13 protein-coding genes are annotated in these 13759 nt (G+C 38.3%); 4 read left to right on the top strand and 9 right to left on the bottom strand.

Translation table 11 applies throughout. The features are described from left to right. The first annotated feature begins 8 nt into the window (after window positions 1-8). Both IPO46_00675 and IPO46_00670 read left to right on the top strand, forming a co-directional pair. Window positions 9-2438 carry a penicillin acylase family protein gene (locus tag IPO46_00675; protein ID QQS63167.1) on the top strand — a complete coding sequence of 810 codons (2430 nt, stop codon included), beginning with the start codon at window positions 9-11 and terminating at the stop codon, window positions 2436-2438. A 37-nt stretch (window positions 2439-2475) separates the two neighbouring features. Continuing rightward, entirely contained in the window at window positions 2476-2838 is a 363-nt protein-coding gene (locus IPO46_00670; protein QQS63166.1) for a hypothetical protein, read from the top strand. Here IPO46_00670 and IPO46_00665 read toward each other — a convergent pair. Beyond that, complete coding sequence (locus IPO46_00665; protein QQS63165.1) at window positions 2835-3758, bottom strand: bifunctional riboflavin kinase/FAD synthetase; 924 nt, start codon at window positions 3756-3758, stop codon at window positions 2835-2837. The genes IPO46_00670 and IPO46_00665 overlap by 4 nt on opposite strands. Before the next feature lie 177 nt (window positions 3759-3935). Here IPO46_00665 and IPO46_00660 point away from each other — a divergent pair, with 177 nt between their 5' ends. Further along, window positions 3936-5093, top strand: coding sequence for a phosphoribosylformylglycinamidine cyclo-ligase (locus tag IPO46_00660; protein ID QQS63164.1), 1158 nt, complete (start codon window positions 3936-3938; stop codon window positions 5091-5093). On the opposite strand, the gene IPO46_00655 is transcribed toward IPO46_00660, so the two are convergent. From IPO46_00655 to IPO46_00640, 4 genes are all read right to left on the bottom strand, one after another. After that, a complete protein-coding gene (locus tag IPO46_00655) occupies window positions 5090-5809 on the bottom strand; it encodes an SDR family oxidoreductase (protein ID QQS63163.1) in 720 nt (239 codons plus the stop codon). The genes IPO46_00660 and IPO46_00655 overlap by 4 nt on opposite strands. A gap of 88 nt (window positions 5810-5897) precedes the next feature. Further along, window positions 5898-6320 (bottom strand): SH3 domain-containing protein, encoded by a 423-nt coding sequence (locus IPO46_00650; GenBank protein ID QQS63162.1) that lies wholly within the window; start codon window positions 6318-6320, stop codon window positions 5898-5900. A gap of 27 nt (window positions 6321-6347) precedes the next feature. Continuing rightward, window positions 6348-6833: a BON domain-containing protein gene (locus tag IPO46_00645; protein ID QQS63161.1), complete on the bottom strand. Its 486-nt coding sequence runs from the start codon at window positions 6831-6833 to the stop codon at window positions 6348-6350. A 122-nt stretch (window positions 6834-6955) separates the two neighbouring features. Further along, entirely contained in the window at window positions 6956-7744 is a 789-nt protein-coding gene (locus IPO46_00640; GenBank protein QQS63160.1) for an SDR family oxidoreductase, read from the bottom strand. Window positions 7745-8009: 265 nt separating this feature from the next. Here IPO46_00640 and IPO46_00635 point away from each other — a divergent pair, with 265 nt between their 5' ends. Continuing rightward, a complete protein-coding gene (locus IPO46_00635; protein ID QQS63159.1) occupies window positions 8010-9908 on the top strand; it encodes a type IIA DNA topoisomerase subunit B in 1899 nt (632 codons plus the stop codon). A 741-nt stretch (window positions 9909-10649) separates the two neighbouring features. Here the strand turns inward: IPO46_00635 and rnhA are convergent. The 4 genes from rnhA to IPO46_00615 form a co-directional block, all read right to left on the bottom strand. Next, the gene (rnhA, locus tag IPO46_00630; protein QQS63158.1) at window positions 10650-11117 is read right to left on the bottom strand and encodes a ribonuclease HI; all 468 of its coding nucleotides are present in this window, start codon (window positions 11115-11117) and stop codon (window positions 10650-10652) included. A 36-nt stretch (window positions 11118-11153) separates the two neighbouring features. Then, window positions 11154-12785 (bottom strand): acyl-CoA carboxylase subunit beta, encoded by a 1632-nt coding sequence (locus tag IPO46_00625; protein ID QQS63157.1) that lies wholly within the window; start codon window positions 12783-12785, stop codon window positions 11154-11156. 147 nt (window positions 12786-12932) lie between these two features. Further along, entirely contained in the window at window positions 12933-13073 is a 141-nt protein-coding gene (locus tag IPO46_00620; GenBank protein ID QQS63156.1) for a hypothetical protein, read from the bottom strand. Window positions 13074-13142: 69 nt separating this feature from the next. Continuing rightward, window positions 13143-13517 (bottom strand): DUF4136 domain-containing protein, encoded by a 375-nt coding sequence (locus IPO46_00615; protein QQS63155.1) that lies wholly within the window; start codon window positions 13515-13517, stop codon window positions 13143-13145. Window positions 13518-13759 lie beyond the last annotated feature (242 nt).

The following is a 13759-nucleotide window of genomic DNA, read 5'->3' as shown; positions in this document are numbered from 1 at the left end:
CTGCTGTTATGAAAATTGTTACATTTATTTTTTCTGCGCTATTGAGCATAGCCTTAGTTTATATTTTAAACACTAAAATGGTTTTGCCAGCGCCATTGGGAAAATTATTGGCGCCACAGTCTGGTGTGTGGCAAAATGCCGAAAATGATAATGAAGGTTTTTCTGCCGACCTTCAATTCCCCACACTTAACGGCAATACTACGGTATATTTTGATGAACGGCTGGTGCCGCATATTTTTTCTGATAACGATGTAGATGCTATTTTTGTACAAGGTTACCTGCATGCCCGCTTCAGGCTTTGGCAAATGGATTTGCAAACCCTGAGTGCAGCTGGTGAAGTAAGCCAGGTGGTAGGCGATATTGCCCTTAAACACGACAGGGAGTTTCGCCGACTGGGAATGGTATTTGCAGCCGAAAATTCTTTAAAAAAAATAGAAGCAGACGATGAATCAAAAAAGTTGTGCGATGCGTATACCGCTGGAGTAAACGCATACATCAATTCGCTTACAGAAAGCAGCCTCCCTTTGGAATACAAACTGATGGGCTATAAACCAACGCAATGGAGCAATTTAAGAACGGCTTTGTTTTTAAAATATATGAGCTATGACCTTTCTTCCAATGAAAGGGATTTTGAACTCGCTGCTGCTCATAATTATTTTGACAGTACCAGCTTTAATTTACTTTACCCGGTAAAACAAGATTCGGCCGATCCTATTATTCCCATTGGAACGGTTTTTGCTGAACCTTCCATTAAAACAGTAGCGCCGGCAAATGCAGATTCTACATACCTGCATGGAGAAGTAACAGCAATGGAAAATGAAAAACCTTTTGCAGAAAACGGCAGTAACAACTGGGCTGTAAGCGGAAGCAAAACAAAATCGGGCTACCCAATTTTGTGTAACGACCCACACCTGGGCTTAAACCTTCCTTCGCTTTGGTACGAAATGCAAATTACCACACCAACCTATAATGCTTATGGCGCCACGTTTCCGGGAGCGCCGGCAATTATTATTGGCTTTAATGACAGTTGCGCCTTTGGCTTTACCAATGGCGGAAGAGATGTGAGGGATTATTATGAAATACAATTTAAAGACAAAAGCCGAAAAGAATATTGGTTCAACAAAGAATGGAAAACTACATCTTTTCGCATTGAAAAAATTAAAATTGCCGGTAAGCCCGATTTTTATGATACGGTAGCCTATACCATTTTTGGGCCGGTAATGTACGATCAATCTTTTGGTGGCAAAAGAAATACCAGCAGTAAAAATTATGCTGTGCGTTGGAAGGCGCATGACTCCAGCAATGAACTTAAATTATTTTATTACCTCAACAAGGCAAAAAATTATACAGATTATGTACAGGCCAGCACTTACCTGCACACACCTGGCCAAAATATAGTTTTTGCTGCAAAAAACGGCGATATTGCTTTACGCACCCAGGGCGAATGGCCGGCTAAATGGCCCGGCCAGGGCGACTTTCCCATGCCGGGAACAGACAGCAGTTATATGTGGCAGGGCATGATTCCGCAAAGCGAAGTGCCTTACCAGTTTAACCCTGAAAGGGGATTTGTTAGCAGCGCTAACCAACGGCCAGTACCGCCAAATTATCCTTATTATCTGGGAAGAGAATACCCATCTTCAAGGGGCGTAATGGTAAACCGGTTATTAAACGGCATGAGCAATATTACCCCACAAGATATGAAGGCCATGCAAAACAATAACTACAATGTATTTGCCGAAATGCTGTTGCCGGTAATTATTAAAAATATGGATGTAACTTTGCTTAGCGGCAGCGAACAAGGTTTTTTTGACCAATTAAATAAATGGGATATTAAAAATGAAGCCAACTCAATTGGTGCAACTGTTTTTGCCATCACCCTTCAAGAACTTAGAGATACAGTTTTTAATGATGAGTTTTCCCTGGCGCCTGAAGGTGCTTTAAAACCATTTGAAAGCACCTTAATGGAAGCATTACTCCGGGATTCTTCCTATAAATTTATTGATGATATTTCTACGCCAGCCAAAGAAAGCATTAGCAACATGGTTACAAAAGCATTTAAGGGAGCATGCTTGGAATTAAATAATTTAAAAACCAGCCATAAACTTGAATGGGCAAAATATAAAGACACCCACATTGACCACCTCACAAAATTGCCGGCATTCAGCCGTTTACATTTACCTATTGGCGGTGGCGAGCATATTATTAATGCAACAAAAGCTGTACATGGGCCAAGCTGGCGCATGGTTGTAAGCCTTACGCCACAAACTGAAGCATACGGCATTTATCCCGGCGGGCAAAATGGAAACCCTGGCAGTAAATTTTATGATAACGGAATTGACAAATGGGTACAGGGTGAATATTATACCCTTTGGGTTATGACAAAAAATGATATAAATGACAACCGTGTAAAAAGCAAAATAGTTTTTAAGAGAGGATAAATTTTAGTTACAGGTTTTAAAATAAAAATAATTTAAGATGATGAAATTTATTGCAGCGCTTATTTTAACCGTTTTGTCAGGTTATGCAAGCTGCCTTTTTTTACCCTGGTGGAGCATTGCTATTGCTGCATTTGTAATTGCCTTTATAATAAAACAAAAACCGGGCTGGGCTTTTGTATCGGCTTTTTTGGGCTTATTTTTTTTGTGGGCTGTGTTGAGTTATACAATTAGCAGCAATAATGCCCATGTTTTGGCCAGTAAAATTTCATTACTGATTTTAAAAGTAAAAAATGTGATTGCTTTAATACTGCTTACTGGTTTTATTGGTGGGTTGGTAGCAGGCATGGCTGCTTTAAGCGGCTCACTACTTAGAAAAATAATATGGAGTAATAAAGTTTAATTCACTTTTCTTGCCAGTGCTTCATCCTTTGCCAGTTGGGCTTTTAGCTCATTCAGTCCTTTAAAAGTTTTTTCTGAGCGGAGCCATTTTTTTAGGGAAATAGTTATGGGTTTACCATAAATTTCTTCATCAAAGTCAAAAATATTTACTTCAATTAACCTCTTAGTACCTCCTACCGTAGGCCGGGTGCCAATATTCATCATGCCTTTAAAATTACGGCTACCCAAAGCAATATCTACCGCATAAACGGCATTTCCGGGAATAAGCTTGCTTGCTTCGTTAATTTTTATATTGGCTGTGGGGTAACCAATTGTGCGGCCAAGTTTATTGCCTTCAATTACTTTTCCACTAAAAAAATAAGGATAACCCAGGTATCCGGTTGCCGTTTCAATATCTCCATCAAGCAATGCATCTCTTATTTTAGTAGAACTTATCACCACATCCTTAATTAATTTTTCTGGAATCTCCTTTACTAAAAAATTATAAGATCCTGCTTTTTGTTCCAATAAATTATAATCACCAGCTCGTTCTTTTCCAAATCGGTGGTCGTAACCAATAATAATGGTATGTGGATGAAATTTATCTACCAGGAAATGCTGAATATATTCATCTGGCGTTTGTGCTGCAAATTTATCATCAAAGGGAACTACAACAATTGTTTTTATGCCATACCGCTCCAAAAGTGCATATTTTTCCTGCTGGGTGCAAAGCATGTACACCGTATTTTTTCCTGTTTTTACCACTTTTTTAGGATGCGGATAAAAAGTAATGAGTACTGCCGTGCCATTAACCTTTTTGGCAGCTGTTATTAAGTGCTCCAGAATTTTTTTATGGCCAAGGTGCACGCCATCAAAAGTGCCAATAGTTAAAACAGCATTTTTAAAAACCGGTAAATGAGCAACGTTGGTATATATTTGCATATTATTACTACAAAACTAATTCATAATTGCTTAAGGTAATTCAGTAAATACCTTAGTTTTCTAACTTAAAATGGCTGTTCAGCATTTTTCAACCAATTCATTAAATAAAAACCGGTAAAAATATATTCCTTACTGTTTAAATTTTAATTTTGCATTTACAATTATTGAATCTATCCAATGAGTTTATATAGCAAAAGAGGTGTATCTGCACAAAAAGAAGATGTGCATGAAGCGGTAAGAAATTTAAATCAGGGCCTGTTTCCATTTGCCTTTTGTAAAATTTATGATGACAGCCTTGCAGGCGACAGCAATTATATTAATGTAATGCATGCCGATGGCGCAGGCACCAAAAGCATATTGGCATACTTGTACTGGAAAGAAACGGGTGATTTATCGGTATGGAAAGGTATTGCACAGGATGCCGTTGTGATGAACCTGGATGATTTGCTTTGCGTAGGTATTTATGACAATATTGTTTTCAACAGTACTATTGACCGTAACAAAAACCTAATTCCGGGTGAAGTTTTGCAACAAATAATTAATGGTACGCAGGAAGTATTTGATATGCTTAAATCTTTTGGCATTTCCATAAATTACCTGGGTGGCGAAACGGCAGATGTGGGAGATGTGGTGAGGACCGTAACCGTAAATGGCACTATGACGAGCCGATGGGAAAAAAGAAAAATTATTTCAAACGAAAAAATAAATGATGGTGATGTTATTGTAGGTTTTGCAAGCTATGGCAAAGCCAATTATGAAACCCAATACAACAGCGGTATTGGAAGCAACGGATTAACCAGTGCAAGACATGATGTATTACATAAAAAATATGCATCGGTTTACAAAGAAAGCTTTGACAATAACCTGCCTGAGGATATTATATATGCCGGCAAGCATGAATTAACAGAAAAATATGCAGATACCACAATTGGCCAAATGCTTTTAAGCCCAACCCGAACTTATGCGCCCGTTTTAAAATTGTTATTACAAAATTATTTTGATATTATTCACGGGCTCATACATTGCAGTGGCGGCGGGCAAACCAAGTGCCTTAAATACTTACACTCCCCATTCAGGATTATAAAAGACAACCTTTTTGCGCCACCGCCAATTTTTAAAATTATTCAACAAAATAGCGGAAGCAGCTTAAAAGAAATGTACGAAGTGTTTAATATGGGCTGCCGCATGGAACTGTATTGCAATAGAAATAATGCAGCAACGATAATAGATATTGCAAACTCTTTTGGTATTGATGCACAAATTATCGGCAGGGTAGAAGCTGCAGATAAAAAACAATTAATTATTACTGTAAACGAAACAGAACTAATTTATTAATCCAATTTATGTGGAATAGATGGCCTTACTTCTATTTTACTGGGTAATGTACGTTCGGGTATTTTGAGTACGTCCGCAACAAGTTCACCTATATCTTCGGGCTGTATTTTCCAGGCATCTTCTGCCGATGGAATATGGTTATTGAAATAAGTTGCTACAGACCCTGGCATAATAGTAGTAGTTTTTATTCCATGCTTACGCAGGTCGAGCATCATGGCCTGGGTAAACCCAACAAGGCCAAACTTACTGGCATTGTATCCTGATCCGTTTTCGAAAAAATTGGTTCCGGCAAGGCTGGAAATGGTAATTACATATCCTCGGTTTTTTTTCAATTCATTTAACGCAGCTTTTACAGTGTTGAATACGCCGGTAAGATTGGTATCCAGCATTTCGTGCCATTGTGCTTCTGTTAAATCATCAAAAGGAACAAAATAGCCAACTCCTGCATTGGCAACCACCACATCTATTTTTCCAAATTTGGCAACTGTGCTTTCAATGGCTTTCACTTCATCTTTCATGTCGCTTACATTAGACTGGATGGCTAAAATTTTTGAACTATCGGTGGTTAAAGAAGCCGCTGCTGCTTCCACCGCACTGAGGTTACGGCCGGTAATGGCCACATTCATACCATTTTGAAGTAATATTTTGGCGATGCCATACCCTACACCTTTGCTGCCACCGGTAATATATGCTGTTTTGTTTTGTAAAATGTTCATAAGTTTTTTTTTGCAAGTTAGCTTTGTTATTTCAAAAAAAAGAGGACAAATTAAATTGTCCCCTTCAAAGAATTGAAAAAAATATTAATTAAGCCTCCGGAGTAAGGTACTGTGCATAAGCATAGCCTTCTTCGCCATCATCTGTACGCACAAGCCACCATTGTTCACTTGACTGGCTTACCAGTGTAATCACTTCGCCATGCGCTGCTTTACCTACAATGGGTTGGTCTGTGCCAGGGCCTTTTCTAATGTTGAGGTTAGATTTTTCTGTAGTTACTTTTACTTTAGTAACATTTGCATCAACAGAAACTTTTACATCCAGCACCAAATCACCAGAAAGGTAATTAGGGTCAATGGTATCGTAAATATTCCAAAGCTGGTCTTTTACAGATCCGTTAGGGGCAATTCCATCCACATAGAGTACGCCATCCTGGTCACGAACCTGCAAATTGGTTACACCTGCAGCAGATGCTGCATCAGTAAGTGATTTATATTTTTCCTGTAAAGTCATTTTCAAAAAAGTTTAAAGGTTATAAAATTATTTAATTGTGAGGCCAGAGCCATCAACTTTTTTTGGATTAAGGGCATCAAGCGCTTTCTTTAATGCTGTCCATTTAGTTTTAGTAATATTACCTGCAACTTTTACCACACCTTCTTCTACAGTTGCTGTAATGCCGGGAATATCTTTAATAGCATCTTTTACGGCTTGTGTAAGCGGGTCATCCTGGGTAATAACCACCGGAGCTGGCGGAGGAGGTGGAACAGAGCTGTTGTTTACAGTTGATTTAACCCCTTTTATTGCTTTTACTGCAGTTTCAATTGCCGCTTTAGTTGCCTCGTCTTTTACTTCACCGCTAATTGTAGCTACGCCATCTACCACGGCTACTGTTGCTTTGGCAAAATCAGGGTTGGCAGTAAGCGCTTTATCCACTGCGGATTTAATGTCGGTATCTTTGGGCTTGCAGCTAACAAAGCTCACCGTAGCGGCAATTACCAACGCAAATAATACTTTAGAAAGTTTCATGTTGTTGTGTTTTTAAAAATTAAAAAAAGAGTTTGCAATTTGAATAAAAATTCTGGAATAGTTAAAATTATTTTTTAATAGGGCAAAATATAAAAAGTAACCCAACCAAAAAATAAAAGATTTTATAAAGATAAAGTCCTGCCTCCATCAACCGGTAAATTAATGCCGCTGATATACCCTGCAGCCGGGCTGCAAAGAAACGCAACAACTGCGCCAAACTCTTCGGGCATCCCCATTCTACCTGCAGGTATTTCTGCTACCAGTTCTTTTGTTACATCTGCTTCATTTTTTCCGGTATCGGTTGCTTTCTTTTTAATAACATAATCTGCCCTTACCGTTTTTGTAAAACCAGGCAACACATTATTTACCGTTATACCATATTTTCCCAATTCGCCGGCCAATGTTTTACTCCAGTTTGCCACTGCTGCCCTAATGGTATTACTCACTCCAAGGCCGGGTATTGGCTGTTTAACAGAAGTTGAAATAATATTTATAATTCTTCCAAAATTTGCCTCCTGCATTCCGGGAACCAGGGCCTGAACCAAAATATGGTTACAAATAAGATGAGCATTAAATGCCTGTAAAAATTCTTCTTCCTTAGCAGCCATAATGGTTCCACCAGCCGGGCCACCTGTGTTATTTACTAAAATATGCACCGTTTTTTGCTTTTTTTCAAATTGCTCCATTGCTGCTTTTACCAGTTGCGGATCAGCAAAATCGGCAACTATATAATCATGCTTTTGGCCATTTGAACCATCCAAACTTTGCAGGCACAGTTTAAGCTTATCTTCATTTCTTGCCATTAATATTACATTTGCCCCAAGCAATGCAATTTCTACAGCACAGGCAAACCCAAGCCCCTGGGTACTGCCGCAAACAATGGCTGTTTTTCCGCTTAAATCTAAATTCATCTGTTGTTTTTTTTAAATGGCTAAGGTAACTAATATCCGGGCTTTATAACTACCAGGTAATAGACGTAAAAAAAAATCCTATCGTTTTTGCACAGCTTACTTCCAATGGAAAAATGATATTTCCTTTTTATATATCTGCAAGTATGCAATTGTAAATTGAAAACAAATTAGTAACACTTGTGGGTAATTACACAATACTAAATTTGATAGCATTTTTTATATTGCAGTTTCACCTGTAAAAGTAAAAGGGTTTAAAATTTAAAGCATGGCAAAAGAAGAAAAAAATTTCTTTGATTATACCGAAGAAAATATCCGCAGCCTCGATTGGAAGGAACATATACGCTTGCGCCCCGGGATGTATATTGGAAAGTTGGGCGACGGCAGCAGCCCCGATGATGGCATTTATGTGTTACTTAAAGAGGTTGTAGACAACTGTATTGATGAACATACCATGGGCCACGGCAAGCAAATTGATGTAACTATAGAAAATAAAGCTATTACGGTAAGGGATTATGGCCGTGGGATACCCTTAGGTAAAGTGGTAGATGTTGTAAGTAAAATGAATACAGGGGCAAAATACGACAGTAAGGCTTTTCAAAAAAGTGTGGGTCTTAACGGCGTAGGTACAAAAGCAGTAAATGCATTGAGTAATTATTTTAAAGTAACCGCTTTTAGGGAAGGCAAAGAAAAGACCGCCGAATTCAGCAGGGGCGTACTAAATAAAGACCATAAAGAAGCCAAAACTACTGAAGGCAATGGCACTTTGGTACACTTTATTCCTGACGAAACTATTTTTAAAAATTATCATTTTGTACAGGAATATTTAGACAACCAGTTTTGGAACTATTGCTACCTCAATGCAGGTTTAATAATGAACCTGAATGGTAAAAAATATGTGAGTAAAAACGGGCTGCTGGACTTGTTGCAACGAAAAACCAACGAAGATGAATTGCGTTATCCCATCATTCATTTAAAAGGAAACGATATTGAAGTGGCGTTAAGCCATGAAAATACATATGGCGAAGAATATTACAGTTTTGTAAACGGCCAGTTTACCACGCAGGGCGGAACTCACTTAGCTGCTTTTAGAGAAGGCTATACCAAAACCATAAGGGAATTTTTTAAGAAAGATTATGATGCTGCTGATATAAGAGGAAGCATATGTGCCGCTATTGCCGTAAGGGTGCAGGAGCCTGTATTTGAAAGCCAGACCAAGACAAAATTGGGCTCAATAAATGTGAGTGAAGGCGGAGAAAGTATGAAGAATTTTATAGGTAATTTTTTACTAAAAGAACTGGATAATTATCTGCATAAAAACCCGGTAATAGCAGAAGCCCTAAAAAAAAGGATAGAGCAAAATGAAAGGGAGAGAAAAGAACTGGCAGGTATAAAAAAACTGGCCAACGAAAGGGCAAAAAAAGCCAACCTGCATAATAAAAAACTAAGGGATTGCAAGTTTCATTACAATGATGAGGTTACGGGAAAAGACAAAGGAGCCATTTTAGAAAAGCAAAGGGAATCTACCATTTTTATTACAGAAGGTGACAGCGCAAGTGGCTCCATTACCAAAGCAAGGGATGTTAATACCCAGGCAGTTTTTAGTTTAAGGGGAAAACCTCTCAACAGCTATGGACTTACCAAGAAAGTGGTGTATGAAAATGAAGAATTTAATTTGCTGCAACATGCTCTTAATATTGAAGACGGATATGAAGGACTGCGTTACAACAACATTGTAATTGCAACTGATGCCGATGTGGATGGTATGCACATAAGGCTTTTAACCATGACTTTTTTTCTGCAGTTTTTTCCCGACCTGGTTAAAAACGGCCATATCTATATTTTAGAAACACCACTTTTTAGGGTAAGGAACAAGCAGGAAACCATTTACTGCTATAACGATGCACAAAGAATTGCGGCAATAAAAAAATTGGGCAGCAAGCCGGAAATAACAAGGTTTAAAGGCCTGGGCGAAATAAGCCCCGATGAGTTTGCTGCATTTATTGGCCCCGAAATGCGAAAAGCGCCGGTAATTATGGAGCAGGGCGACCATATTCAGCAATTACTTGAATATTATATGGGGAAAAACACGCCACAGCGGCAGGAGTTTATTATTCAAAACCTTAAAGTAGAAATGGATTTAGTGGAAGATGGAGCTGTGGTATAAATAAAAATGAAAACTTCCACAGGAATCGCATTATGCTAATAGGCTGTGGAAGTTTTCCAAAAAGGAAATAACACTTATGGTTTTTTCAGGATGATTATCTTCTGAGGGGGCTCATATATAATCTAAATGAGTTATCCTGGTTTCAGTGTTTCAGGGTTTTTGCCATCATCGCTCAGTTATTATAACCGGCATAGGCTGCATGGATATTGGTTTTGGTTTTTCTTACCGGTGGTTTACCGGCTTTGGATAAAGAATGGTTTTATAAGAGAACCGCTCTTGTTTTTACGGGATAGTTGGTTTTGGTTTTTGCCATCATCGCTTTTTACAGCATAGGCTTCATTTGATATTGGTTGGTTTTTACAAGGATATCAATATGACATTAAAACGAACAAAATATTTAAAAGAACTTTTTTTATTTAAAATAGAAGTTGACTGATATTGAATTTTACAGCTTTTCGCTTATTGGATATTGGTAAGCATTTTGGCTTTATTCAGGAACTTTGGATAATGATTGATATTTAATCGCTATCAATCAACTTCTGGTACAAAGATGCGGCAGTAAGCATAAGTAAACAAGAGTGATATTGCCCTTTTTTAACATTGCGTTTATTACATTGTGCATCGTAAATAACCTGATGTATTTATGGGATGGCTACTATTGCCTTAATCGTAAAACTACTATAGGGCTTTTACTGAAAACTTTTTGAAAGGCCTTATAGCAGGCGTTTGTAGCAGTTTTTATTAATTCCCAACCTGGTTTTCATAACCTTCATCTATCAAAAGGTGTTTGCCATCTGCGGCCGTTGTTGCCAATTCATCGCAACGGTTATTATAAGGATTATCGGCGTGACCTTTAACCCATTGTATTTTAATTTTGAATTTTTTGGAGAGCTGAAAATATTTTACCCAAAGGTCTTTATTTTTTTTACCTCCCTTAAAACCTGTTTTTATCCAATTATTGAGCCAACCTTCATTAATGGCTTTTACAACATACTGGCTATCGCTGTGTATCGTTAAAGGAAGATCATTTTTTTTCAAAGCTTCGAGGCTGGCAAGTACGGCCATCAATTCCATCCTGTTATTGGTTGTAAACCGGTAGCCCATAGAAATTTCTTTTGAATGTTTCCCAAACATGAGTATTGCCCCAAAGCCGCCAGGGCCTGGGTTTCCCTTTGAAGAGCCATCTGTATAAATAGTAATATGGTCCATCAAAAAAAATTTGAAATGAAGTATATGCTGATAAAATTATACCTGGAAAACACCGGTTTTAAAACCGTGTATTTCAGCATTATTATCGGCTGCTTTAATGGCCTCCGAAATCATCATACGGGTTTGTGCAGGATCAATAATAGCATCAACCCATAGCCTTGCAGCTGCATAAAACGGCTTGGTTTGCTTTTCGTATTTTTCTGTAATCTTTTTTAAAATTTCATTTTCTTTTTCGGCAGATACTTCTTCGCCCTTTGCCTTCATACCGGCAACTTGAATTTGCAACATGGTTTTTGCTGCCTGCTCGCCACCCATTACCGCAATTTTTGCCGAAGGCCAGGCATAAATAAACCTTGGGTCATAAGCTTTGCCACACATGGCATAATTACCTGCGCCATAAGAGTTACCGGTAATGATGGTAATTTTAGGTACCACAGAATTGGCAACTGCATTTACCATTTTGGCGCCATCTTTTATAATGCCTGCATGTTCGCTTCTGCTGCCTACCATAAAACCCGTAACATCCTGTAAAAATAATAGGGGGATTTTCTTTTGGTTACAATTCATAATAAACCTTGCCGATTTATCTGCGCTATCATTGTAAATAACACCGCCTAACTGCATTTCGCCTTTTTTACTTTTTACAATAAGCCGTTGGTTGGCAACAATACCCACGGCCCAGCCATCTATACGGGCATAGCCACATACTATCGTTTTTCCATAATCCTGTTTAAATTCATCAAAACTTTCTTTATCTACAATGCAATTAATTATGTCCATTACATTGTAAGGTTTGGTATTTCCCGGAGACATCACTTTAAATATTTCATCTGCATCCACAGCCGGCTCAAGTTTTTCAATTTTATTAAAACCTGCTTTTGGTGATTCGCCTAGTTTGCCCACCAGTCGTTTTACTTCATCGAGGCATTCTTCTTCAGTTTTAAATTTATAATCTGCTATGCCGGAAATTTCAGTATGTGTTGCCGCACCACCCAATGTTTCTGAATCTACATCTTCCCCAATAGCCGCTTTAACGAGGTATGGCCCGGCAAGAAAAATTGAGCCGTTCCCTTCCACCATCAAAGTTTCATCGCTCATAATGGGTAAGTAAGCGCCGCCTGCTACACAAGCGCCGGTAACGGCTGCAATTTGTGTAATACCCATTGCACTCATTTTTGCATTGTTGCGGAAAATGCGCCCAAAATGTTCTTTGTCGGGAAAAATTTCATCCTGCATGGGAAGAAATACACCTGCACTGTCCACAATATAAATCACCGGCAACCTGTTCTCCATGGCAATCTCCTGCATACGAAGGTTTTTTTTGCCCGTAATAGGAAACCATGCGCCTGCCTTAACTGTTTGGTCGTTTGCCACTACCATACATTGTCTGCCGCTAATATAGCCAATACCGCTTACTGTACCACCTGCCGGGCAACCGCCATATTCTTCATACATATTATAACCGGCAAAGGCACCCAATTCTATAAAAGGCTTATCGTTATCGCATAAATAAGCAATGCGCTGCCGTGCTGTTAATTTATTTTTTTCTTTTTGCTTAGCCGCTGCTTTTGCTCCACCACCTTCAAATATTTTATCCAGCTTTTGCTTAACATCGCTCCATGCCAGTTTTAGGGCATCTTCGTTTTTGTTTTTTTCTAAATTATTCATATGAGATTGCAATAGCGGCAAGTTAGTGCAATTGGCAGGTAGAAACAAGTTTGTAAAAGCAAAATCAATATACATTACACTAATTAATATAAAAAAGCCCCGCATTATTACGGAGCTTTTACCTCTCATGCTTTTCAAAAGTTCTTGCTAGCTAGTTTCAGGGTAATCAAATTTTTTAAAAATAGATTTCACCCGGGTATCCACATCTTTAGAGGTAACATGCAAAGAATTGATTTCTCCTTTTGCCCAACCTTGCCAAATAAGCTTATTGGTTTTTGCATCCATCATATTTATGGGCAATTCGCCGGTTTTAAATGGTACATTTTGGGAGCGATAGCCAACTAAAGCGCCGGGATCCTATATACTGTAAATTCTCCTCCGCCCAAAAAAATACTGAGTGTGTGGATATCGGTAAACCGGTTCCGTTTCCTTACGGCTGCCTTTATCTACGGCAATGGTATAGTCGAGCCATACATCGGGGTTGAATGATGTTTCCAACCAGCCCTTTTGTATTAATTGACGGCTTACTGAGTTTTTAATATTGTTATCTATGATATCGTTATCTAACCTGTCTGCTATTTGTGCCGTTGCAGCAACAGCCCATGCAAAGGATTTATAAGCGGCAAAATTAACAGCGGTGGCTTTTTCTGGATGGCTGGATATGGTACATCCAGATAGAAAAAGCCCTGCAAATAAAATACAGAAAAAACTTTTGCCTGTATTGTATTTCATTGTATATAGTTTTAGACTTTTCATAATTATTTTCAACAATAAAGCTATTTTTTTATTTAATATAAAAAATGTTATAATAGGTATTTTAGCAAGATGAATAGCTTAATAACCCTTAGCAATAGCTTTTTTTAAAGGTAAAGAACTGGTAAGGTAGTGCCTGCCCTTGTGTATACTTTCCGTTTTGTTTATGAAGAAGATCTGCAAATATTTTATACAAAAAACTGCAAGTGTTTTAAACTTGC

This window comes from Chitinophagaceae bacterium (assembly GCA_016699815.1).
In the GTDB taxonomy this organism is placed as follows: domain Bacteria; phylum Bacteroidota; class Bacteroidia; order Chitinophagales; family Chitinophagaceae; genus Ferruginibacter.
Note: the sequence above shows the minus strand (reverse complement) of the source record. Positions and strands in the feature narration are given on the sequence as shown.

What these genes read in the sequence shown, in the direction of transcription:
- IPO46_00655 (QQS63163.1), bottom strand. Translation starts at nt 5,809, where the DNA reads ATGAACATTTTACAAAACAAAACAGCATATATTACCGGTGGCAGCAAA.
- IPO46_00670 (QQS63166.1), top strand. Translation starts at nt 2,476, where the DNA reads ATGATGAAATTTATTGCAGCGCTTATTTTAACCGTTTTGTCAGGTTAT.
- IPO46_00645 (QQS63161.1), bottom strand. Translation starts at nt 6,833, where the DNA reads ATGAAACTTTCTAAAGTATTATTTGCGTTGGTAATTGCCGCTACGGTG.
- IPO46_00635 (QQS63159.1), top strand. Translation starts at nt 8,010, where the DNA reads ATGGCAAAAGAAGAAAAAAATTTCTTTGATTATACCGAAGAAAATATC.
- IPO46_00675 (QQS63167.1), top strand. Translation starts at nt 9, where the DNA reads ATGAAAATTGTTACATTTATTTTTTCTGCGCTATTGAGCATAGCCTTA.
- IPO46_00620 (QQS63156.1), bottom strand. Translation starts at nt 13,073, where the DNA reads ATGATGGATGCAAAAACCAATAAGCTTATTTGGCAAGGTTGGGCAAAA.
- IPO46_00660 (QQS63164.1), top strand. Translation starts at nt 3,936, where the DNA reads ATGAGTTTATATAGCAAAAGAGGTGTATCTGCACAAAAAGAAGATGTG.
- IPO46_00640 (QQS63160.1), bottom strand. Translation starts at nt 7,744, where the DNA reads ATGAATTTAGATTTAAGCGGAAAAACAGCCATTGTTTGCGGCAGTACC.
- rnhA (QQS63158.1), bottom strand. Translation starts at nt 11,117, where the DNA reads ATGGACCATATTACTATTTATACAGATGGCTCTTCAAAGGGAAACCCA.
- IPO46_00625 (QQS63157.1), bottom strand. Translation starts at nt 12,785, where the DNA reads ATGAATAATTTAGAAAAAAACAAAAACGAAGATGCCCTAAAACTGGCA.
- IPO46_00650 (QQS63162.1), bottom strand. Translation starts at nt 6,320, where the DNA reads ATGACTTTACAGGAAAAATATAAATCACTTACTGATGCAGCATCTGCT.
- IPO46_00665 (QQS63165.1), bottom strand. Translation starts at nt 3,758, where the DNA reads ATGCAAATATATACCAACGTTGCTCATTTACCGGTTTTTAAAAATGCT.
- IPO46_00615 (QQS63155.1), bottom strand. Translation starts at nt 13,517, where the DNA reads ATGAAATACAATACAGGCAAAAGTTTTTTCTGTATTTTATTTGCAGGG.